The following is a 20361-nucleotide window of genomic DNA, read 5'->3' as shown; positions in this document are numbered from 1 at the left end:
GCCGTCAGCTGCCGGTGCCGGTCCGGCCCCAGTCCGGGCCCGCGCGCTCCCAGGCCTGGTCCCAACGGGCGTACCGGCGACGGACCATGCGCCAGACCGCGAGCCGTCTTGCGCACTCGATCAGGCCCGTGGTCAGCAGGGCCGCCCCGGTGCCCGCGAGGACGGCATGGGTGGTGGCGGTGGCCGAGTCCAGCGGCCGGGCCGCGGTGCGGCCGTGGAGGTCCGTCCACATGCTGAAGTGGTCGCCGCGGTGCGGGGTCCGGAGGGCGGCCATCACCGTGCCCTGGTGCGTGGTGCCGTCCGGCGCGGTCCAGCCGGCCACCACTCGGCTGCGCACATCCCGGCCCGAGGCGGCCTCGGGGTCGGTGTCCAGCGGCGAACGCTCCAGCTTGCGGATCACGGTCGCCGTCACCAGCCGACGGGAGTCCTGCTGTTCACGGACCGATTGCTGCAGCGCTCGCTGGGCCGCGTCCCCGGTGACGGAGCCGATCACCGGTCCGACGACCAGGATCAGCAACAGGGCCAGGAGGCCGGCCCAGGCCTCGGCCAGGTCGGTCCCGCGGCGCAGCGGGTTGCGCCGCCAACGCCACAGTCCACTGATCGCTCGCACCGTCCGCACCCCCTTCCCGCTCCGTGATAACCCCCGACCAAGTCGTTCACGCGCGGGACCGGCCGAAGAGAGAGCGAAATCACCTGCGGCCGGGTCCTCTCATGAACTCGTCATGAAAGCCCCAACGTGCAGGCCCCCGGGCGGTGTTCCTGTGGCCGGGGCCCGGGCGGATCTTTGACGGAACTTTGTCCGCCGGCCGCCGCGCCGCCCCTGTGCTCGCTGCCCGCTCGCTGCCTATTCGAGAATCGTCACCGGGTCACCGACCCGGATCGTGCCGCGGGAGCGGGGCACCAGGTTCTGCCCGAAGACGAGCTTGCCGCCGACGCGGCGGTGCCGGCCCAGGCTGTGCAACGGCTCCTTGCCGCGGACGGCCCGGTCCTGGTCGGTGGTGGTCACCACGCACCGCCCGCACATCTTGGCCACCCGGAAGGTGACGTCCCCGATGGCGACGAGCGACCAGTCGTCCTCGGCCCAGGCCTCGGTGCCGCCCACCACCACGTTCGGCCGGAAACGGTTCATGGGCAGGGGGCCCTCGGCCGCGTGCGGGCCTTCGGAGATCAGGGAGTTGAGGGCGTCGAGGGAGGCCGCGGAGGTCAACAGCAGCGGGTATCCGTCGGCGAAGGTCACCGTCTCGCCCGGCAGCGCGTACTCGGGCTCGACCGGGCGGCGGGTGGCGGGGTCGTCCATGTGGACCAGCCGGGTCGGAGCGCCGAGGTACTCGGTGCACCACGCGTGCGCGGCCGCGTCGGCGGCGGGCACGCCCTCGACCTTGTCCCCGAAGATGTCCAGCGTGACGGTCTCGCCCGGCTCGGGGACCGGCACGGTCAGCGGATCCAGACCGGGCGCGGACAGAACGACGCCGCCGCCGGGCATCAGCTCGGCGGCGGCCTGCGCGAGACGCGGCTGCTGTCGCTGGGTGACGACCTTTCCCCCGTCGTCGACCAGCGCCCAGCGCCGGTCACCGGCCAGCCCCCAGGGCTCCACCTCGGCCTCCCGGAGCGCCAGACCCCGGAACGCCTTGACCGGATGGACATGAACCGACAGCAGCTGCGCATTCCCCATGAGGCCATCGTGCCAGGCGGCACCGACAGCCCGGGAGGGGAATCAGTACCCGCGGTACTGCTGGTTGTTGTACGGATCCTGGTAGGGAGCCGCCGCAGCGGGCCGGGGAGCCGCGGGGCGCATCGCCTCGTAGCCCGTGCCCATGCCGGGGCCGGCCGGACGCGGCTGCTGTTGCTGCGGCCCGGGATAACCGCGCGGCGCGGCGGCCTGCTGCGGGATGTACGCCCCGGGCGCCTGCTGCAGCGGAGAGGGCTGCTGCGCCTGCGGGTAGCCGTAGGAGGAGTAGGAGGGACCCGCATAGGAGGGACCCGCGGGAAGAGCGGGCAGCGCGGACGGCAGCGCGGGCAGGTGGCTTGCCGGGACGTCGTACGCGGCCGGGACCCGGATCGGGGCGATCTGCGGGGTGCCCCGCTCGGCCACGAGTGAGTCGTAGATCGGAGTGTCCGGGAAGGAGGCGGAGTAGTAGCCGCCGCCATAAGTGGAGCGGGGGGAGGTCATGGCACATAAGTTAAGCCCACGATGTGCTGGTTGGGGAGACCGATAAGAGGGTTGTTTTCCGTGTCGGCAGTGACGTGGGACCCCCAATGCGAGCGAACTCGGCAAAAAAGGACGCCAATCCAGGTCCCGTCCTGGTAAAAGCCGAGTTCCGAGCGGGTTACCGCCGGTTGGCCGGTGATCTTCCTGTGCGCGGGATGGGAGTTCGCCGTCCCGGGGGAATAGGTTGAGCGGGTAGAACTCGAAGGGCCGCCGGGGCGCGTCCTGGCCTGCCGACACCTGATGGGGGCGGACATGTCAATGCCGAAAGGCTCGAACGCTCCGGTGCCCACGACGGCACTGCGCGTCGAATTGGGCTGGCGCACCGGGCCGGGGGTCCCCGACGCGGATGCCTCGGCGCTGCTGCTCGTCGGCGGAAAGGTCCGTTCCGACGCCGACTTCGTCTTCTACAACCAGCCGCAGCACTCCTCCGGAGCCGTGCGCCACGAGGGCAAACGGACCGACGGCGGCCGGGTGACCGACACGCTGCTCGTCGATCTCGCGCGCGTGGAGCCGTCGGTGGAGACCGTCGTACTCGCCGCTTCCGCGGACGGCGGGACCTTCGCCCGAATCCCCGATCTTTACATCGAGGTACAAGATGCGGCGCAGGGCACAGTGGCGGCACGGTTCGACAGCACGGGCGCGACTGTAGAAACCGCTTTCGTGCTCGGGGAGTTCTATCGACGGCAGGGCGCGTGGAAATTCCGTGCCGTCGGTCAGGGCTACGACAGCGGACTGGAAGGGCTGGCAACGGACTTCGGTATCACCGTGGACGAGCCCCAGCAGACGGTGCCGGTGACGCCACCGCCCGCCCCCTCTTCGCCACCGGTCCGCCTCTCCAAAGTCACGCTGACCAAGGCGGCTCCCTCCGTCTCCCTCGCCAAACAGGGCGGCACCTCGGGCGCGATGCGCGTGAACCTCAACTGGCAGGTGCACAAACAGTTCTCGGGCTGGAGCGGCAAGCGCGGCCGCGCGGTGGCCATGCACGCCGACCTCGACCTGGACCTGTGCGCCCTGTACGAACTCGCCGACGGCCGCAAGGGAGTCGTACAGGCACTGGGCAACGCCTACGGAGCCCTGTACCAGCCGCCCTACATCCACCTCGACGGAGACGACCGCACCGGTGCCGTCGCGAGCGGTGAGAACCTCACCGTGAACCTCGACCGCAAGCGCGACTTCCGGCGCATCCTCGTCTTCGTGACCATCTACGAGGGCGCGCGTTCCTTCGCCGACCTGCACGCCACGGTCACCCTCGAGCCGCAGCACGGTGCCCCGATCGACTTCTCCCTCGACGAGTGCACGGTGCCCTCGACGGTGTGCGCCCTTGCCCTGATCACCAACACCGGTGACGACCTGGTCGTCCAGCGCGAGGCCCGCTATCTGGTGCCCGAGCGCGGAGTGAGCCCGCAGCGGACGGTGGACCACGCCTACGGCTGGGGCATGAACTGGACACCGGGCCGCAAGTGAGACCTCAGCGCTCCTCGCCGACGACGGCGTCCGGGCGGGCGTAGGTGCGGCCCTTCCAGGCCGCGCCGCGCCCCCGGTAGTGCTGCACCGCCGAGTCGACCGTCATCAGGAGATAGAGGAACGCGGTGAACGGCAGCAGGGGAGCGAGCCACAGGGGCTGCCGGTAGTAGCGGAGCATCGGGACGTAGGTGCCCGTCATGACCAGCCACGCGAGAGCACCGGGCACCACGGTCGCCGCACTGCCCGTCGCCAGGCCCGTGACGAGGGCGATCGGCGGCACGAGATAGACCAGCGCGAGCCCGGCCACCGTTCCCAGCAGCACCAGGGGGTTGTGGCGGAGCTGGGCGTAGGCGCTGCGCGACACCATCCGCCACAGGTCGTGCAGCCGGGGATAGGGGCGCACACTGTCCACCCGCTCGGCGAGGCCCAGCCAGATGTGGCCGCCACCGCCCTTGACGGCCCGCGCGAGGGCCACGTCGTCGATGACGGCATGCCGGATGGCGTCCGGGATCCGCGCCCGCTCGGCGGTGTCTGCGCGCAGCAGGACACAGCCACCCGCCGCGGCCGCCGTCCGCGCGCCCTTCCTGCGGATCCGGCGGAACGGATACAACTGCGCGAAGAAGTAGACGAACGCCGGCACCACGAGCCGCTCCCACAGGCTCTCCACCCGCAGCCGTGCCATCTGCGAGACGACGTCGAAACCCCCTGCGTGCGCGGCGGCGACCAGCCGTCGCAGACTGTCCGCCTCATGGGCGATGTCGGCGTCGGTCAGCAGCAGGTACTCGGGCCCACGCGCGCGTGCCAGCCCGACGCCGTGGCGTACGGCCCACAGCTTGCCCGTCCACCCCGCCGGCGGCTCACCCGGTGAGGACACGGTCAGCGGCAGTCCGCCGTACCGGTGCGCCAGTTCGCGTGCCAGCTCTCCGGTGCCGTCGGTGCTGCCGTCGTCGACGAGGAAGACCTCCGCCCGCCCCGGATAGTCCTGGGCCAGGAGAGAGGGCAGGCTCACGGACAGCACCTCCGCCTCGTCGCGGGCCGGCACCACCACGGCCACGGACGGCCAGACCCCGGGATCCCGCTCCGGCGGGAGCCTCACGTCCGTGCGCCAGAAGAAGCCCTGGCAGAGCAGCAGCCACAGCCAGGCGGCGAGGGATACGGCGGCGGTCCACGCGATGGCGCTCACGCCCGCAGTCTGCCCCACGGAACCGGCCCCCAAGGGCTCATCGTCTATCGTGGCCGGGTGAAGATCGCGCTCTTGGACTCCGGAATCGGTCTGCTGGCGGCCACCGCCGCGGTACGGCGACTGCGCCCCGACGCCGATCTCGTGCTCTCCCTCGACCCCGACGGCATGCCGTGGGGTCCCCGGACACCGGACGACATCATCGGGCGCGCCCTCACCCTCGCCGAGGCCGCCGCCGCCCATGGTCCAGAGGCGCTGATCATCGGCTGCAACACCGCGACCGTGCACGCCCTGACCGCCCTGCGCGCCCGTCTCGAACCGGATCTGCCGGTCATCGGCACCGTTCCCGCGATCAAGCCCGCCGCGGCGGCCGGCGGTCCCTTCGCCATCTGGGCGACCCCCGCCACCACCGGCAGCCCCTACCAGCGCGGTCTCATCGAGGAGTTCGCCGACGGGGTGCCGGTCACCGAGGTGCCCTGCCACGGCCTCGCCGAGGCGGTGGAGCACGCCGACGAGGCGGCCGTCGACGCCGCCGTCGCCGCGGCCGCCGCCCTGACCCCGGCAGACGTGACGACCGTCGTCCTGGGCTGCACCCACTACGAACTGGTCGCCGAGCGCATCCGCACCGCCGTGCAGCGCCCCGGCCGTCCGCCGCTCGTCCTGCACGGCTCCGCCGGAGCGGTCGCCGCCCAGGCGCTGCGCCGGATCGGCGAGCAGCCCGCTCCCGACGCCGCCGCCACCGGCACCCTCACGGTGCTGCTCAGCGGACGCGAGGGCGCCGCCCTGCCCGCGCCCGCCCTGGCCTATGCGGAGGGCCGGCTCCTGCGGACGGCCACCCCCGCCCGCTGACCACCTGTCGGCGGCCGGAAAGTTCTGCCCGGAGCAGTCACTCTGCGCGACGAGGTACCAGCGCGGCGAAACCTGAGTAACCTCGTAGGCATGAGGGACCACCCCCACGGCGAGCACACCTCGCAGCACACCGACGTCTGGACCGGCCGCGCCTCCAACCGGATCCAGTGGCTGCTGGCGCTCGGGGGCGCCGCGATCCTGGCGCTCGGCGTCGAGCTCGCCGTCGACTCGGCGTGGACCTCCGGCGCCGCCCCCCTCGTCATGTCCGTGGTCGGCTGCATCGCGGCCGGACTGCTGGTTCTCTTCCTCACGCTCGCCTTCGTCCATGTCGCCCTCAAGGTCGACATGGACTCCCTGGAGGTGCGCTGCGGCCACATCGGTGTGCCGCGCCGCCGGATCCCGCTGGAGCATGTCGCCGGAGCCGAGTTCATTCCGCACGTCACCCCGCGTCAGTGGGGCGGCTGGGGCTACCGCTGGCGCCCAGAGAAGGGCACCGCCGTCGTCGTACGCCGTGGCGAGGGCGTGGTCCTTCAGCTGTGGGACGGCCACACCTTCACGGTGACCGTGGACGACGCGGAGGCCGCCGTACGCATCATCCGCGACCGGCTGCGGCCCCGGTCAGCGGGTCCGCGACGCTGAGACCGGGCCGATCGCTCACTTCTCGGCCGGTTCGTCGGTGAGCGGGTGGGCCGTCGTCAGGCCCGCCAGGAACCCGACGCCCACCGACACGATCGTGAAGCTCAGCGCGTTGCCGACCGCGGCGATCGCCGCCAGCGCCGTCAGGGCCGCTCCCGCCGTGAGGACGACCGGCGTGGGACGGGGAGAGCGCCACAACGCGTACAGCAGCCAGCAGAAGGCCGCAGCCAGCAGCAGCACCCCGATCACCCCCTGCTCGGCGGCCATCTGAAGCGGTGCCGAGTGGGGTTTCCCGTCGGGCAGCAGGGACTGGCCCGCCGTCGTGCTCAGCTCCTCGAAGCGGCCCGGACCCACCCCCAGGGCGGTGTTCTCGCGGGCCAGATGGAGGGCGTCGTGCCACAGGCCGATCCGGTGCGAGGTGAGCCGGCCGCGCAGGGAATCGGCGAGCCCGTCAGGTACGGCGTTCCCGGCCACCGCCCAGGCCAGTCCCGTCACCGCGGTCGCGGCGAGGGCGAGAGCGGCGATGCCCGGACCACGGTGGCGCATCCGGCCCGCGGCGAGCGAGCACAGCAGCACCGCGACGCAAGTGACCAGCCCTGACACCGAACCCAGGGCGGCCGAGGCCACCGCGATGCAGGCGGCCAGCAGCCGCAGCAGGAGCCGCAGGCCAGGAGAGCCGGTGGTCCAGGCGGCGCAGCAAGCGGCACCGGTGGCGAGCGTCAGCAGGGCGGCCGTGGCTCCCGCGTGACCCAGCGGGCCGACGATGTCCGGTCCGGGCGCGAGATGCGGAAGTCCCACCGTCAGGCCCAGTCCCGTCAGCGCGGCGGCGCACGGGGCGGCGACCGGCAGCAGCGCCCCCGAGATCCGGCCGGCGGCGTACCCCGCGGCGACGGCCAGCAGGGCGAGCAGCACACCCTCCGGACGTCCGTCGTGCGCCGCCGCGGTGATCAGCGACCAGGCGGCACAGGCGCCGAGCACCAGTACGCCCACCACGTCCGAAACGTTTCGTCTGTCGCCGTCCTCCTCGGAAGAACCGGCCACAGACGTGATCCCCGTGGAACCCACCCCGCCCCCCGAAACCCCGGTCCCCCGATCTGTGGCCCCGCCGCCCGGACGCTGTCGGCCCGTACGACAGGGACTCCGGCACACCGTAACGGCTGATGGGCGAATTGTGGACGACTCGTGCGGGAACTGCGCGGCCCGGGTGCGCGGGCGGCGCCACCGCCGGCAGGCGGACCGCGCTGTGGACGCCGAGGTCAACCGCCGTACACTCCCGGAGTGACCGTCACCGCAACTTCCGTGGACGAGTCGGACCGGCTGGAACCGCAGTCCGCGCCCGCCTCCCGCTGGGCCGTCCGGCTCCGCCGTCTCGTCCCGGCCGCCGCCGCGGCACTCTCCGGAGTGCTGCTCTACGTCAGTTTCCCGCCACGCACCCTGTGGTGGCTGGCCCTGCCCGCCTTCGCCGTCTTCGGCTGGGTGCTGCGCGGCCGCGGCTGGAAGGCGGCCTTCGGTCTCGGCTATCTCTTCGGCCTGGGCTTCCTGCTGCCGCTGCTGGTGTGGACCGGCGTCGAGGTCGGCCCCGGGCCCTGGCTCGCGCTGGTGGCGATCGAGGCGATCTTCGTCGCGCTGGTCGGCGTCGGCATCGCCGCCGTCTCCAAGCTGCCCGGTGCGCCGGTGTGGGCGGCCGCCGTGTGGATCGCCGGAGAAGCGGCACGCGCGCGTGCGCCGTTCCACGGCTTCCCCTGGGGCAAGATCGCGTTCGGCCAGGCTGACGGTGTCTTCCTGCCGCTCGCCGCGGTGGGCGGCACGCCCGTGCTGGGCTTCGCCGTCGTGCTGTGCGGCTTCGGCCTTTACGAGCTCGTCCGTCTGGTCGTGGAGCGGCGGAGCATCGGCGCCGTACGGCGTCCCGCCGCGGTCGTGGCCCTGCTGAGCGTGGCCGTACCGGTGCTCGGCGCGCTCGCGGCCCGGACGCTGGTGAGCGACAAGGCCGAGGACGGCACCGTGACCGTCGCGGCCATCCAGGGCAACGTGCCGCGCGCCGGGCTGGAGTTCAACGCCCAGCGGCGGGCCGTGCTCGACTACCACGCGCGCGAGACCGAGCGGCTGGCCGCCGAGGTGAAGGCCGGCAGGATCGCGAAGCCCGACATCGTGCTGTGGCCGGAGAACTCCTCCGACGTCGACCCCTTCACCGACGCGGACGCGGCCGTGGTCATCGAGCAGGCGGCCAAGGCCATCGACGCGCCGATCTCCGTCGGCGGCGTCGTCGAGCGGGCCGGCAAGCTCTACAACGAGCAGATCCTGTGGGACCCGGTCAAGGGCCCCACCGACACCTACGACAAGCGGCAGATCCAGCCGTTCGGCGAGTACCTCCCGCTGCGCTCCCTCGTCGGCGCCATCAACAAGAACTGGACCTCCATGGTCCACCAGGACTTCAGCCGGGGCACCAAGCCGGGTGTGTTCCAGATGGCCAACGCCAAGGTCGGCCTGGTCACCTGCTACGAGGCCGCCTTCGACTGGGCCGTGCGCTCCGAGGTGACCGACGGCGCACAGCTGATCTCCGTGCCGAGCAACAACGCGACCTTCGACCGCAGCGAGATGACCTACCAGCAGCTCGCCATGTCCCGGGTGCGCGCGGTGGAGCACAGCCGGACCGTCACCGTGCCGGTGACCAGCGGCGTCAGCGCGATCATCATGCCGGATGGACGGATCACCCAGCGGACCGGCATGTTCGTGCCCGCCTCGCTGGTGCAGAAGGTGCCGCTGAGGTCCACGCAGACCCCGGCGACCCGGCTCGGCATCCTGCCGGAGATGGCCCTGGTGCTGGTCGCCGCGGGCGGGCTCGGCTGGGCGATCGGCTCGGGGCTGCGCGGGCGTCGCGCCGAAAGCGTGTAACCGTACGCCGGTCCTGCGCCCTCCGGAAGATCACCGAGGTGTCTTCGACGGCGGTTAGGGTCGGCGCATGGCTACTCCTGATTTCATCCGGACCCTCCGGACGTCCATCGGTCACGATCTCCTCTGGCTCCCCGGCGTCAGCGCCGTCGTCCTCGACGACGAGGGCAGAGTGCTGCTCAACCGCCGCTCGGACACCCGCAAGTGGTCGCTGATCGGCGGCATCCCGGAACCGGGTGAGCAGCCCGCGGCCTGTGCCGTGCGGGAGGTCGAGGAGGAGACGGGCGTGCACTGCGTCGTCGAGCGGGTGATCGTCGTCCAGGCGCTCAAGCCCGTGACGTACGACAACGGCGACATCTGCCAGTACATGGACATCGCGTTCCGCTGCCGGGCCGTCGGCGGTGAGGCGCGGGTCAACGACGACGAGTCGCTGGAGGTGGGGTGGTTCGCGGTGGACGCCCTCCCCGGACTGAACGAGTTCGGGCTGCAGCGGATCAAGCAGGCGCTGACCGACGCACCCACATGGTTCGACTCTACGAGTTCCGAGTGAAGTATGGGGTGTGACCACATGTGGTGCGCGGTGGGTCCTGCCTAGAGTCGGAACATGACCGCCAGCAGCGCCCTCCCGGGCCCCCACGCCTCCACGCTCGACCTCGGCGGCCGCACGGCCCTCGTCACCGGCGCCGCCGGCGGCATCGGCCGTGCCTGTGCGCTGCGGCTCGCGGCGGCCGGGGCCAAGGTGAGAGCGGTCGACCGGGACGTGGCCGGCCTGGACGCGCTCGCCGGGCAGTCCGCAGGACTGGCGGGCACCGTCGAGCCGCACGTCCTCGACCTCACCGACCTGGACGCCGCCGAGGACGCCGCCGCGGGCACCGACGTCCTCGTCAACAACGCCGGCCTCCAACTGGTGCGTCCCATCGAGGAGTTCCCGCCCGAGGTGTTCCACACGGTGCTCACCGTGATGCTGGAGGCGCCGTTCCGACTGATTCGCGGCGCCCTGCCGCACATGTACGGACAGGGCTGGGGACGGATCGTCAACGTGTCCTCGGTGCACGGTCTGCGCGCCTCGCCCTACAAGGCTGCCTATGTGGCCGCCAAACACGGTCTGGAGGGGCTGTCCAAGACGGCCGCCCTCGAAGGCGCCCCCCACGGAGTGACCTCGAACTGTGTGAACCCCGCCTATGTGCGCACCCCACTGGTCGAGCGGCAGATCACCGACCAGGCCCGGGCGCACGGCATCCCCGAGGAGCGGGTGGTGTCCGAGGTGCTGCTCCAGGACAGCGCGCTCAAGCGGCTCATCGAACCGGAGGAGGTCGCCGAGGCCGTGGCCTACCTGTGCGGCCCGCACGCGTCCTTCGTCACCGGTACGTCGCTCGTCCTCGACGGCGGCTGGACCGCGCACTGACCGGCATCCGGCCGCACGCCGCCCCGCCCGGAGTTTTCCACAGGCCTGACGGGGTGAGCGTGCGATGAGCAATCCTGTGGGCATGTCCAGCGATCACGCGCAGTCCCTCGAGCGCCCCGCCGGCAGTGCCGAGGCACCCTTCCTCGCACTGCTGGCCAGGGGAGCGTCCGCCGACGCCTACGAGCAGCCGGTGCTGATCGCCCGCGCCGAGGGAAGCCCGGCCGAGCGGATCGCCGCGCTCGAAGCGGCCAAGGCGGTCGCCCTGCGTGTGCGCTCCGAGCTGGAGGGACGGCGGCGGCGGGAGGCCGAGCTGTCCGCCCTGTTCGAGACCGCCCACGACCTGGCCGGGCTGCGGGACCTGGACGCGGTGCTGCGGGCCATCGTGCAGCGCGCCCGGTCCCTGCTCGGCACGGACGTGGCCTACCTCAGCCTCAACGACCCGGTGCGGGGCGACACCTACATGCGGGTCACCGAGGGCTCGGTCGCCGCTCGCTTCCAGCAGTTGCGGCTCGGCATGGGCGAGGGGCTCGGCGGACTGGTCGCCCAGACCGCCCGCCCCTACGTCACCGACGACTACTTCAAGGACGACCGCTTCCAGCACACCCTCACCATCGACGCGGGTGTACGGGACGAGGGCCTGGTCGCCATCCTCGGCGTGCCGCTGACCCTGGGGCACCACGTCATCGGCGTGCTGTTCGCGGCGGACCGGCGGGCCCGGGTCTTCGAGCGGGAGCAGATCGCGCTCCTCGGGTCCTTCGCCGCGCTGGCCGCGGCCGCCATCGACACCGCGAACCTGCTCACCGAGACCCGCTCGGCCCTGACCGAACTGGAGCGGGCCAACGAGATCATCCGGGACCGCAGCGGTGTCATCGAGCGCGCCTCCGACGTCCACGACCGGCTCGCCGAACTGGTGCTGCGCGGTGGCGGGGTGCACGACGTGGCGGCGGCCGTGTCCGAAATCCTCGACGGCACGGTCGAGTTCACCGAGATCGCGCCCACCCGGGCACTGGAGACGTCCCGGGCCGAAGGCCACGCCGTACGGCAGGGCGACGACTGGATCGCCGCAGTCGCCGCCGGCGGGGAACTCCTGGGCGCGCTGGTGCTGCGCGGACACCCGGGGCTCGACCCCGTCGACCAGCGCACCCTGGAACGCGCCGCGATGGTCACCTCGCTGCTCCTGCTGGCCAGACGTTCCGCCGCCGAGGCCGAACAGAGGGTGCGCGGCGAGCTCCTGGACGACCTGCTCGACGCGCGCGACCGCGACCCCCGCCTGCTGCGCGAACGGGCCGCCCGGCTGGTCGCCGACCTCGACGCCACCCACGTCGTGCTGGCCGCCCGTCTCGACGGCCCCGCGGCCGACGCCGACCAGGAGGCGGCGGCCCGCAGACGCCTGTGGTCCGCGGCCTCCCACCTCGCCGCCACCCGGCACGGCCTGGCCGCCGCCCGCGACGGCGGCACCGTGCTGCTGCTGCCCCTCACCGCCGGGGACACGGCCACCGAAGTGGCCCGCCGCACCGCCGGGCACCTCGGAACAGCCGTCCACGAGGCGGTGACCGTCGGCGCCTCGGCCCCGGTCCGCGACCTCGCCGTCCACCCGGACGCCGTGGCCGCCGCCTACGAGGAGGGCAGGCGCTGCCTCGACGCGCTGCGGCTCCTGGGCCGCTCAGGAGACGGCGCCGCCGCCGAGGACTTCGGCTTCCTCGGGCTGCTCCTGGCCGGTGACAGGGACATCGCGGGCTTCGTGGACCGCACCATCGGCCAGGTGGTCGCCTACGACGACCGGCGGGGCACCGATCTGCTGCGCACCCTCGACGCCTACTTCGCGTGCGGGATGAGCCCGGCCCGCACCAAGGACGAACTGCACGTCCACGTGAACACCGTCGCCCAGCGCCTGGAGCGCGTGGGCCGTCTGCTCGGCGAGGACTGGCAGAGCCCCGCGCGCGCGTTGGAGGTCCAACTCGCGCTGCGGCTGCACCGGTTGTCGGCGCCGACACGCCCGTGACCCCCGCACGTGGGGGCGTACGGGGGCCGGTCGGATCCGGGGCGGGTTCAGGCGGTCCGGGCGTCCGCCGCGGGGGACGCGGCGGCCGGCTCCGGTTCGGCGTCCGGCTCGACGTCGGCCAGGTCCCGGTGGCGGGTCTCCTCGGCGACACCGACGGCTATGACCGTCAACACGGCCGCGGCGATGACGTAGAGCGCGATCGGGGTGGAGCTGCCGTAGTCGGAGAGCAGCGCGGTGGCGATGAGCGGGGCCGGGGCGCCTGCCGCGACGGAGGCGAACTGGGCGCCGATGGAGGCGCCGGAGTACCGCATCCGGGTCGCGAACATCTCGGAGAAGAAGGCCGCCTGGGGCGCGTACATGGCGCCGTGCAGGACGAGACCGACGGTCACCGCGAGGATCAGGTTGCCGAAGCCGCCGGTGTCGACGAGCCGGAAGAACGGGAACATCCACAGCCCGACGCCGACCGCGCCGAGCAGGTACACCGGGCGCCGGCCGACGCGGTCCGAGAGGGCACCCCAGGCGGGGATCACCGCGAAGTGCACCGCCGAGGCGATGAGCACCGAGTTGAGGGCGGTCTGCCTGGAGACTCCGGCCGACGTGGTGGCGTAGACGAGGATGAACGCGGTGATGACGTAGTAGCTGATGTTCTCCGCCATCCGCGCGCCCATCGCGACCAGTACGTCACGCCAGTGGTGGCGCAGCACGGAGACGATCGGCAGCTTCTCGGCCGCGCCGTCCTGCGTCGCCCTGCGGGCCTCCGCTTGCGCCAACGCCCGCTTGAAAACGGGGGATTCGTCGACGGACAGCCGGATCCACAGACCGACGACCACCAGGACGCCGGAGAGCAGGAAGGGAATCCGCCAGCCCCAGCTGCCGAACGCGGCGTCCGACAGAACGGCGGTCAGCAGGGACAGCACACCCGTGGCGAGGAGTTGCCCGGCCGGCGCGCCGGTCTGCGGCCACGAGGCCCAGAAGCCGCGCCGCCGGGCGTCTCCGTGCTCGGACACGAGCAGGACGGCGCCGCCCCACTCTCCGCCGAGCGCGAAGCCCTGGACCAGGCGCAGCACGGTCAGCAGCACGGGAGCGGCCGCGCCGACGGTCGCGTGCGTCGGCAGCAGCCCGATCGAAAACGTCGCCCCGCCCATCAGCAGCAGGCTCAGGACCAGCAGCTTCTTGCGTCCGAGCCGGTCACCGTAGTGCCCGAACACCAGGGCACCGAGCGGACGGGCGGCGAATCCGACGGCGTACGTCAGGAAGGAGAGCAGCGTGCCGACGAGCGGATCGGAGTCGGGAAAGAACAGCTTGTTGAAGACGAGGGCGGCCGCGGAGCCGTAGAGGAAGAAGTCGTACCACTCGATGGTGGTGCCGATGAGGCTGGCGGCGACGATGCGCTTCAAGTTGTTCGGCGTCGGGGGAGCGGATGCTGCGGAGGCCATGTGCGCCACTTCCTCGTGTGCGGTGGGGACGGGTACGTGTTCGCACACCGTAGGAACGCGCACGTCGAGGGCACATGTGGCGGCGCAACATAGTTCTGAGGGTGGTTATGCGTGTCGCGACCACGTCTGAGTGGAAGTCAGCACCGCGCCTCTGCAGTGGGAAGCAGGCCAAGGGGTGGCGGTTGAGTTGACGATCACGCCCCGCCGGACGCGACGGCCCGTCAGTGGCGCACCTTCACCTTGCTGGGCGCGGCCACCCCGAGCGCGGCCACGGCGATCTGGATCAGCCACTCGATCCAGTCGACGCCGTTGGTGTCGGCGACATCGAGACCTGCCCGGTGGGTGCGTGAAAGTCCCGCGTGGCCAGGGTCGTACCTCACTTGGCGGCTGGCACTCGACCGCGGTGACATCCTCACGCACCCGCCGCCGCCAACGACGAGTGCCAGGCCCACTTTGCCCCGCGGACCGCAGAGCATCCAAGAGGGGCGCGGCGCGAGATGGCCCACCGCCGCCTCTGTGCGGCGGTGGGTCGGGCCGTGCGCCGGGCATCCGGGACGACCAGTGTGGAGCGGGCCGGCAGCACCCGGACCACCGATGGACCCTGCCGGAGCACCGATGGCAACTCGCGGATCAGTTCCGCGAGTTGCCGAACAGCAGGCGGTAGCCGATCAGGAGCACCAGGGAGCCGCCGATCGCCGCGCCCCAGGTGTAGAGGTCGAAGAAGTGGCTCTGGACCGGGCGGTCGAGGAGACGCGCGGAGAGCCAGCCGCCGACGAACGCTCCCGCGACACCGATGAGAGTGGTGCCGATCAGGCCGCCCGGGTCACGGCCGGGCAGCAGGATCTTGGCGATGGCTCCGGCGAGCAGACCCAGAATGATCCAGCCGATGATGCCCACGTTGTAGTCCTCCAGTCGCGTCGGACCGAGTGAAATCCACCGGGGCTCCGACGCTTCGGTTGCCTGATTGCGCAAGCCTATGGACCGGCGCCGGGGAGGAACGAGGTCCGAGGTGTGCTGGTGACAAGTCGTCGATGTTCTTTCACACACTTATTACATTGCGCAAGCGATGAAGTGGAGGTGCTCGCACGATCCATACCCCAGCCGCTTACACTGAGACAGCACACGTGCGTTGACAGTGACCGGGGCGGGACAGGAGGGGACCGTGGCGACACTCGCCGGTGGCTTCGAGGATCCGTCCGTCGAGGTGCTGACCGAGGCGGCCGCCGCGTTCGGACTGCTCGCCTCCTCCGCCCGGTTGCACATCATGTGGGCGCTGTCCCAGGGCGAGAGCGACGTCACCCACCTCGCCGACCGGGTCGGCGGCGCACTGCCCGCGGTCAGCCAGCACCTCGCGAAGCTGAAGCTCGCGGGACTCGTGCGCTCCCGCCGCGAGGGCCGACGGCAGGTCTACTACGTCGACGACCCGGACATCGTGACCGTGGTCCGCGTCATGGTCGGCCAACTGACCGCCCGTACCGGCCCGGTGGCCGCGCACAGCACCGCCTCACGCGGCTCTTAGTCCGCCTCCTGTACGAAGGGTGCGGGAGAGAGGGGCGAGGCATGGCGGATGCCCGGGCGTCGAGGCGCCGGCGCTGGATCCCGGTGGTGGTTCTCGCCCTGGCGCTGTACGTCATCGTGCGCGCGGCGAACACCTCGCAGGGCGATCCGTCGGCTCCGGCCCCGACGGACATCCCCACACCGACCCCCACGACCGACGCAGCCACGCCTTCGAAGGCGTCTTCGGTCACGTCGTCGCCCGCGCCTTCACCTTCCGCGACGACCTTTTCGCCGTACGACCCCGCCGACTACGCCCCCCAGGTCCGCAGCCGTGCCCGCCAGACCGGTGTCGACGCCCGGCTGCTGATGGCGATCCTCTACAACGAGGCGTACAAACCGCACGTCCCGTCCCTGGAGCGGGCCTGGCAGAAGGTCAAGCCGGACGCGGCCTTCGGTATCGCCAACATGCACCGCGCCACGTTCGACGAGGTCAAGAAGGGCCGGGACTTCGCGCACCGCGGCTGGGAGGAGCTGCCCGACGACCGGGACCTCGCCATCGAGGCCGAGGCCTGGTACCTGCACGACCTGGCGGCCGCACTGCCGACCACCTGGGCCGCGCCGTATGCCAAGGACGAGCTGCTGGCCCTCGGCTACAACACGGGCGCGGGCAACATGCTGGCCTTCGCGCGCGGTGTGACCCCGGGCGGCCAGGCCCAGTCCTACCTGGAGAAACTGGGTGCGAACTGGGCGAAGGCGGCACGCGCCCTGGGTGAAGGCTGAGGTGCCTCGGAGGTTGCCGCGTTCCTCCATGAGATCTCTCACCCGTGAAATGCGATGGTGTCCGTGCTGGCCGGGCCAGGGGTTTGTTAGATTGCGCAACTACGCAACCTAGGCGAGTTTCCCGCTTCGCCTGCCTTACACCGCCGCGCACGCCCGGCCGCCCACTCGATGGCCCGGCCTGAGGGGCCCGACCGTTTCGTGGGAGTGGTAGATGAGCGACCCGTGGGACGGCCCGGGCGGTCAGGCCACGCGCAGCCGCACCGGCCGGGTGCCGGGACAGCGGGAGGGCGAGGCCGGCGCGCCACCGCGGCCCGGTGGCCGGGCCGCGGCCCGGGAGGCGGCCCGCTCGCACGGGGGCAAACGGTCGCGTCGCAGGACCCGTCCGGCACGGCGCGGCAGGCGGGTGCTGAAGATCGTCGGAATGTGTCTGGCGATCCTCGTCCTGGGCACGGCCGGGGTCGGCTGGTGGTTCTACCAGCACCTCAACGGCAACATCAACAGCGTCGCGCTCAACGGCAAGGGCGGCTCGGAGAAGGCCGACGCGTTCGGCCGCACCCCGATCAACATCCTGGTCATGGGCTCGGACGGCCGGACCAGCAAGGCGGACTGCAAGCTGGGCGGCGGCTGCTCCCAGACCGGCGTGCAGAGTGGGAACGGCAACGCGGACGTGCAGATGGTGGTGCACATATCCGCCGACCGCTCCAACGCCACCGTCATGAGCATCCCCCGCGACACCATGGTCGACGTCCCGGCCTGCAAGGACAGTGAGAGCGGCCAGTCCACGCCGGGCTACTACGGCCAGATCAACAGCGCCCTCCAGTACGGCCCCGCCTGTCAGGTGGCCACCATCCACCAGCTCACCGGCATCCCCATCGACCACTTCGTCAAGCTCGACTTCTCCGGCGTGGTGAAGATGTCCGACGCGGTCGGCGGTGTCTCCGTGTGCGTCAACAACAACGTGTACGACACCTACTCGCACCTGAAACTGTCCAGGGGCGACCACACCCTCAAGGGCGAGGCGGCCCTGGAGTTCGTCCGTTCGCGGCACGGCTTCGGGAACGGCAGCGACATCGGCCGTACGGTCTCGCAGCACATCTTCCTCAGCGCGATGATCCGGAAGTTCAAGAGCGCGGGCACCCTCACCGACCCCACCGCGGTCTACGGCCTCGCCGACGCCGCCACCAAGGCGCTCACCGTGGACGACGGGCTCGGCAGCGTCAAGAAGCTGATCGGGCTCGCGGCCGACGTGAACAAGGTCCCCACCAAGCGGATGACCTTCACCACGATGCAGACCGCCGCCGACCCGAACAACAGCAACCGCGTGGTGGTGGGCGCGGGTGCCAAGTCCCTCTTCTCCAGCATCGCCGACGACCAGTCCCTGACCACCGGTTCCGGCAAGAAGTCCTCGGCGGCCTCGGCGACGGCCACGGCATCGGCGGTGCCCGCCTCCGAGATCGCCGTGACCGTCGAGAACGGCACCGAGATCACCGGTCGCGCCTCCGACATCGCGAACGCGCTCACCGGCCAGGGCTTCAGCTCCGCCACGACCACCGCCAACGCGCCGAGCCCCGCGACAACCACCACCCTCACCTACGGCACCGGGCAGAAGGCCGAGGCGCAGACGGCCGCCAAGGCGCTCGGGCTGCCCACCTCGCACGTCGAGGCGGGCACCGGAACCGGCCTGACCCTGGTGATCGGCAGCGACTGGACGAGCGGCAGCACGTTTCCCGGCGGTTCCTCCTCGCCGACGCCGGCCGACACCAAGGCCGCCGTCTCCAACGCCAACGCGCAGACCGCCGACGAGGCCAAGACCTGCGCCCAGGTCAGCCCCTACAAGACGGTCTCCCTCCACGGGGTCGCGATGACACCGGCGCAGGCGTACGCGGAGGCCACCGGCAAGAAGGACTCCGACGAGTGAGGCCGGTACCGGGCCTGCGGGTTGTACAGTTGCGCAAGCTGGCAACAATGAGCGTAGAGAAGGGACGTGCGGCATGCTGCGCAACGGACTGGAGCCCTGGCACCTGCTGATCGTGGCGATCGTGATCATCGTGCTGTTCGGCTCGAAGAAGCTGCCCGAGGCCGCCCGCGGGCTCGGCAAGTCGATGCGCATCCTCAAGAGCGAGGCCAAGGCCATGAAGGAGGACGGCACCGCGCAGAGCACCGCCGCCCCGGCCTCCGCCCCGGCCGAGCAGACCGCGCCGGCCGTGCAGGCCGCACCCGGAGAGCCCGCGGCAGCGCATCGGACGGCCGAGGGCAACCCGGCCCACTGAGCTCCCGAACGCCGTCCTCGCCCACCCGTCGGGGAGCCGCCTGACGCCCGCTGTCGTGATCGGGGACGCGGCGAACGCTGTCGGTGGGGGCCACTAAGCTCCCGCCCATGAGTGAGGCAGGCGAGGGCCCCGGCAGACGAGTCGTCGACGGGCGCTTCGAGTTGGAGACCCGTCTCGGCGGCGGCGGGATGGGCACGGTCTGGCGGGCCAGGGACCTGGTGCTGCACAGGATGGTCGCCGTCAAGGAGGTCCGCCCGCCCGACCGGGACCTCGCCGAGTACGACCCCGACAGCGCGCGGATGCTGCGGGAACGGGTGCTGCGCGAGGCACGGGCCCTGGCCCGGATCGACCATCCGAACGTCGTCACCATCCACCACATAGTCGACGGCGGCAAGGGCACCTACCCCTGGATCGTGATGGAGCTAGTCGGCGGCGGCTCGCTCGCCGATAGGCTTGCCCAGGGGCCGATGCCGCCGGCCGAGGCGGCGCGGATCGGCAGGGGTGTGCTGGCCGCGCTGGCCGCAGCGCACGACGCAGGTATCCAGCACCGGGACGTCAAGCCCGCCAACGTCCTGCTGAGGTCCGACGGGCGCCCCGTCCTCACCGACTTCGGCATCGCCGCGATCCGCGAGACGACCAGCCTCACCGCCACCGGATCCATCATCGGCACCCCCGACTTCATGGCACCGGAACGGATCTCGGGCCACGAGGGCGGAGCCGCCTCCGACCTGTGGTCGCTCGCGATGATGCTGTACACCGCCGTGGAGGGACACCACCCGCTGCGCCGCGGCAGCACCCTCGCCACCCTCGCCGCGGTCCTCAACGAGAACGTGCCGCCACCGGTGCGGTCCGGTGCCCTGGGCGACGTACTCATGAGCGTGCTCGTACGGGATCCGGCGGCGCGGCCGTCGTCCGCCGAGCTGGACCGGTGGCTGGCCGAGATCGAGTCGGGGCGAGGCGATCCGGTGACCGCGTGGCACCCGCCCGCGACTCCCTTCGTCGGCGCCCCCGCCGGAACCGGTCAGCCGGTGACCTCACCCGTCCGCGCGGGCCGCGGGAACCGGACCGGACCTGGTGTCCTGCTCGGCGTCACGGGAACCGCCGTCGCGAGCGCCCTGCTCGTGATGTGGTGGCTGCTGCCCTCCGGAGGAGACTCGGGCGGTTCGGGCGGCACCGGGGACACCGGCGCCTCGTCCTTCGCCACCCCGGCCCCAGAGTCGACCGGCTCCGCGAGCGCGGCCCCGGCGGCTCGCCAGTCGAAGGACACGGCGGCCACGAGCCTGCTCACCCCCGACGGCATCCGCACCGCCGTCAAGGCGCTGCGGCAGGGGAGCGGCCGGGACAGATTCGGCGACTTCACCGTCTACGACGACTTCGTGTCGGCCGACATGATGGTCAACGGCAGCGACAGCAAGTACGACTCCTACACCTACCGCCCCGGGACGGGCGTGGAGAAGGGCATCATCAAGGGCACCCTGTCCGGCGGTGACCAGCCCTTCGACCTCGACGGCTTCGACTGGAACAAGGTGCCCAAGCTCCTCGAAGAGGCCCGCAAGAAGCTCAACGTCGACCAACCGAACACCCGTTACGTGCTGGTGAAACAGCCCAACGACACGTTCGACACCCCCCTCGGCATGGCCGTGTACCTGAGCAACGAGTACAGCCAGTCCGGCTATCTGGAGGCGACCCCCAAGGGCAGGGTGACCCGCGTGATGCCCGCGGAGGACTGAGGGTCCCGTACGAC

Annotated in this window: 19 protein-coding genes and 1 pseudogene; 12 read left to right on the top strand and 8 right to left on the bottom strand. The window is 71.7% G+C overall.

The genetic code is table 11. The annotated features are described in order from the left end of the window. Nucleotides 1-4 precede the first annotated feature (4 nt). The 3 genes from ACFVYN_RS05855 to ACFVYN_RS05845 all read right to left on the bottom strand — a co-directional run bounded on the left by ACFVYN_RS05855 (nt 5) and on the right by ACFVYN_RS05845 (nt 2170). The gene (locus ACFVYN_RS05855; RefSeq protein ID WP_389993036.1) at nt 5-610 is read right to left on the bottom strand and encodes a hypothetical protein; all 606 of its coding nucleotides are present in this window, start codon (nt 608-610) and stop codon (nt 5-7) included. A gap of 234 nt (nt 611-844) precedes the next feature. Further along, nucleotides 845-1672 (bottom strand): MOSC domain-containing protein, encoded by an 828-nt coding sequence (locus ACFVYN_RS05850; RefSeq protein ID WP_389993033.1) that lies wholly within the window; start codon nt 1670-1672, stop codon nt 845-847. A gap of 42 nt (nt 1673-1714) precedes the next feature. Then, entirely contained in the window at nt 1715-2170 is a 456-nt protein-coding gene (locus ACFVYN_RS05845; protein WP_389993031.1) for a DUF6643 family protein, read from the bottom strand. Nucleotides 2171-2467: 297 nt separating this feature from the next. Here ACFVYN_RS05845 and ACFVYN_RS05840 point away from each other — a divergent pair, with 297 nt between their 5' ends. Further along, a complete protein-coding gene (locus ACFVYN_RS05840; RefSeq protein ID WP_389993360.1) occupies nt 2468-3673 on the top strand; it encodes a TerD family protein in 1206 nt (401 codons plus the stop codon). A 4-nt stretch (nt 3674-3677) separates the two neighbouring features. Here the strand turns inward: ACFVYN_RS05840 and ACFVYN_RS05835 are convergent, their stop codons facing one another. Further along, the gene (locus ACFVYN_RS05835) at nt 3678-4856 is read right to left on the bottom strand and encodes a glycosyltransferase (protein ID WP_389993028.1); all 1179 of its coding nucleotides are present in this window, start codon (nt 4854-4856) and stop codon (nt 3678-3680) included. A 57-nt stretch (nt 4857-4913) separates the two neighbouring features. Here ACFVYN_RS05835 and ACFVYN_RS05830 point away from each other — a divergent pair, with 57 nt between their 5' ends. Together ACFVYN_RS05830 and ACFVYN_RS05825 are read left to right on the top strand one after the other, a co-directional pair. Then, entirely contained in the window at nt 4914-5702 is a 789-nt protein-coding gene (locus ACFVYN_RS05830; protein ID WP_389993025.1) for a glutamate racemase, read from the top strand. 90 nt (nt 5703-5792) lie between these two features. Then, nucleotides 5793-6341 carry a hypothetical protein gene (locus ACFVYN_RS05825; RefSeq protein ID WP_389993023.1) on the top strand — a complete coding sequence of 183 codons (549 nt, stop codon included), beginning with the start codon at nt 5793-5795 and terminating at the stop codon, nt 6339-6341. A 15-nt stretch (nt 6342-6356) separates the two neighbouring features. On the opposite strand, the gene ACFVYN_RS05820 is transcribed toward ACFVYN_RS05825, so the two are convergent. After that, a complete protein-coding gene (locus tag ACFVYN_RS05820; protein WP_389993020.1) occupies nt 6357-7379 on the bottom strand; it encodes an O-antigen ligase family protein in 1023 nt (340 codons plus the stop codon). Nucleotides 7380-7616: 237 nt separating this feature from the next. Between ACFVYN_RS05820 and lnt the strand changes: the two genes are divergently transcribed. The 4 genes from lnt (at nt 7617) to ACFVYN_RS05800 (ending at nt 12634) form a co-directional block, all read left to right on the top strand. Beyond that, complete coding sequence (lnt, locus tag ACFVYN_RS05815; protein ID WP_389993017.1) at nt 7617-9230, top strand: apolipoprotein N-acyltransferase; 1614 nt, start codon at nt 7617-7619, stop codon at nt 9228-9230. A gap of 67 nt (nt 9231-9297) precedes the next feature. After that, nucleotides 9298-9777 (top strand): NUDIX domain-containing protein, encoded by a 480-nt coding sequence (locus tag ACFVYN_RS05810; protein ID WP_389993014.1) that lies wholly within the window; start codon nt 9298-9300, stop codon nt 9775-9777. 54 nt (nt 9778-9831) lie between these two features. Further along, nucleotides 9832-10632 (top strand): 3-hydroxybutyrate dehydrogenase, encoded by an 801-nt coding sequence (locus ACFVYN_RS05805; protein ID WP_389993011.1) that lies wholly within the window; start codon nt 9832-9834, stop codon nt 10630-10632. Between the two features lie 82 nt (nt 10633-10714). Further along, the gene (locus tag ACFVYN_RS05800) at nt 10715-12634 is read left to right on the top strand and encodes a helix-turn-helix domain-containing protein (RefSeq protein ID WP_389993009.1); all 1920 of its coding nucleotides are present in this window, start codon (nt 10715-10717) and stop codon (nt 12632-12634) included. Nucleotides 12635-12681: 47 nt separating this feature from the next. Here ACFVYN_RS05800 and ACFVYN_RS05795 read toward each other — a convergent pair whose 3' ends face one another. The 3 genes and pseudogenes from ACFVYN_RS05795 to ACFVYN_RS05785 form a co-directional block, all read right to left on the bottom strand. Then, the gene (locus ACFVYN_RS05795; RefSeq protein WP_389993007.1) at nt 12682-14070 is read right to left on the bottom strand and encodes an MFS transporter; all 1389 of its coding nucleotides are present in this window, start codon (nt 14068-14070) and stop codon (nt 12682-12684) included. A gap of 221 nt (nt 14071-14291) precedes the next feature. Further along, nucleotides 14292-14405, bottom strand: a pseudogene (locus ACFVYN_RS05790) (GlsB/YeaQ/YmgE family stress response membrane protein); the annotation flags it as partial. A 295-nt stretch (nt 14406-14700) separates the two neighbouring features. Continuing rightward, entirely contained in the window at nt 14701-14967 is a 267-nt protein-coding gene (locus ACFVYN_RS05785) for a GlsB/YeaQ/YmgE family stress response membrane protein (RefSeq protein ID WP_389993004.1), read from the bottom strand. 265 nt (nt 14968-15232) lie between these two features. Here ACFVYN_RS05785 and ACFVYN_RS05780 point away from each other — a divergent pair, with 265 nt between their 5' ends. From ACFVYN_RS05780 to ACFVYN_RS05760, 5 genes are all read left to right on the top strand, one after another. Then, on the top strand, nt 15233-15589 hold the full coding sequence (locus ACFVYN_RS05780) for an ArsR/SmtB family transcription factor (protein ID WP_389993002.1): 357 nt from the start codon (nt 15233-15235) through the stop codon (nt 15587-15589). 41 nt (nt 15590-15630) lie between these two features. Then, entirely contained in the window at nt 15631-16347 is a 717-nt protein-coding gene (locus ACFVYN_RS05775; protein ID WP_389992999.1) for a lytic transglycosylase domain-containing protein, read from the top strand. 211 nt (nt 16348-16558) lie between these two features. Beyond that, on the top strand, nt 16559-18265 hold the full coding sequence (locus ACFVYN_RS05770) for an LCP family protein (RefSeq protein WP_389992997.1): 1707 nt from the start codon (nt 16559-16561) through the stop codon (nt 18263-18265). Nucleotides 18266-18338: 73 nt separating this feature from the next. Further along, a complete protein-coding gene (gene tatA, locus ACFVYN_RS05765; RefSeq protein WP_389992994.1) occupies nt 18339-18617 on the top strand; it encodes a Sec-independent protein translocase subunit TatA in 279 nt (92 codons plus the stop codon). 107 nt (nt 18618-18724) lie between these two features. Next, complete coding sequence (locus ACFVYN_RS05760; protein ID WP_389992991.1) at nt 18725-20347, top strand: protein kinase; 1623 nt, start codon at nt 18725-18727, stop codon at nt 20345-20347. Nucleotides 20348-20361 lie beyond the last annotated feature (14 nt).

The organism is Streptomyces sp. NPDC058307, assembly GCF_042880295.1.
GTDB lineage: Bacteria > Actinomycetota > Actinomycetes > Streptomycetales > Streptomycetaceae > Streptomyces.
This window is presented reverse-complemented; position numbering and strand designations above follow the sequence as displayed.

Excerpts from the sequence above, each read along its gene's own strand:
- ACFVYN_RS05845 (WP_389993031.1), bottom strand. The coding sequence starts at position 2,170 with ATGACCTCCCCCCGCTCCACTTATGGCGGCGGCTACTACTCCGCCTCC.
- ACFVYN_RS05810 (WP_389993014.1), top strand. The coding sequence starts at position 9,298 with ATGGCTACTCCTGATTTCATCCGGACCCTCCGGACGTCCATCGGTCAC.
- ACFVYN_RS05805 (WP_389993011.1), top strand. The coding sequence starts at position 9,832 with ATGACCGCCAGCAGCGCCCTCCCGGGCCCCCACGCCTCCACGCTCGAC.
- tatA (WP_389992994.1), top strand. The coding sequence starts at position 18,339 with ATGCTGCGCAACGGACTGGAGCCCTGGCACCTGCTGATCGTGGCGATC.
- ACFVYN_RS05770 (WP_389992997.1), top strand. The coding sequence starts at position 16,559 with ATGAGCGACCCGTGGGACGGCCCGGGCGGTCAGGCCACGCGCAGCCGC.
- ACFVYN_RS05825 (WP_389993023.1), top strand. The coding sequence starts at position 5,793 with ATGAGGGACCACCCCCACGGCGAGCACACCTCGCAGCACACCGACGTC.
- ACFVYN_RS05760 (WP_389992991.1), top strand. The coding sequence starts at position 18,725 with ATGAGTGAGGCAGGCGAGGGCCCCGGCAGACGAGTCGTCGACGGGCGC.
- ACFVYN_RS05795 (WP_389993007.1), bottom strand. The coding sequence starts at position 14,070 with ATGGCCTCCGCAGCATCCGCTCCCCCGACGCCGAACAACTTGAAGCGC.
- ACFVYN_RS05775 (WP_389992999.1), top strand. The coding sequence starts at position 15,631 with ATGGCGGATGCCCGGGCGTCGAGGCGCCGGCGCTGGATCCCGGTGGTG.
- ACFVYN_RS05840 (WP_389993360.1), top strand. The coding sequence starts at position 2,468 with ATGCCGAAAGGCTCGAACGCTCCGGTGCCCACGACGGCACTGCGCGTC.
- ACFVYN_RS05850 (WP_389993033.1), bottom strand. The coding sequence starts at position 1,672 with ATGGGGAATGCGCAGCTGCTGTCGGTTCATGTCCATCCGGTCAAGGCG.
- ACFVYN_RS05800 (WP_389993009.1), top strand. The coding sequence starts at position 10,715 with ATGTCCAGCGATCACGCGCAGTCCCTCGAGCGCCCCGCCGGCAGTGCC.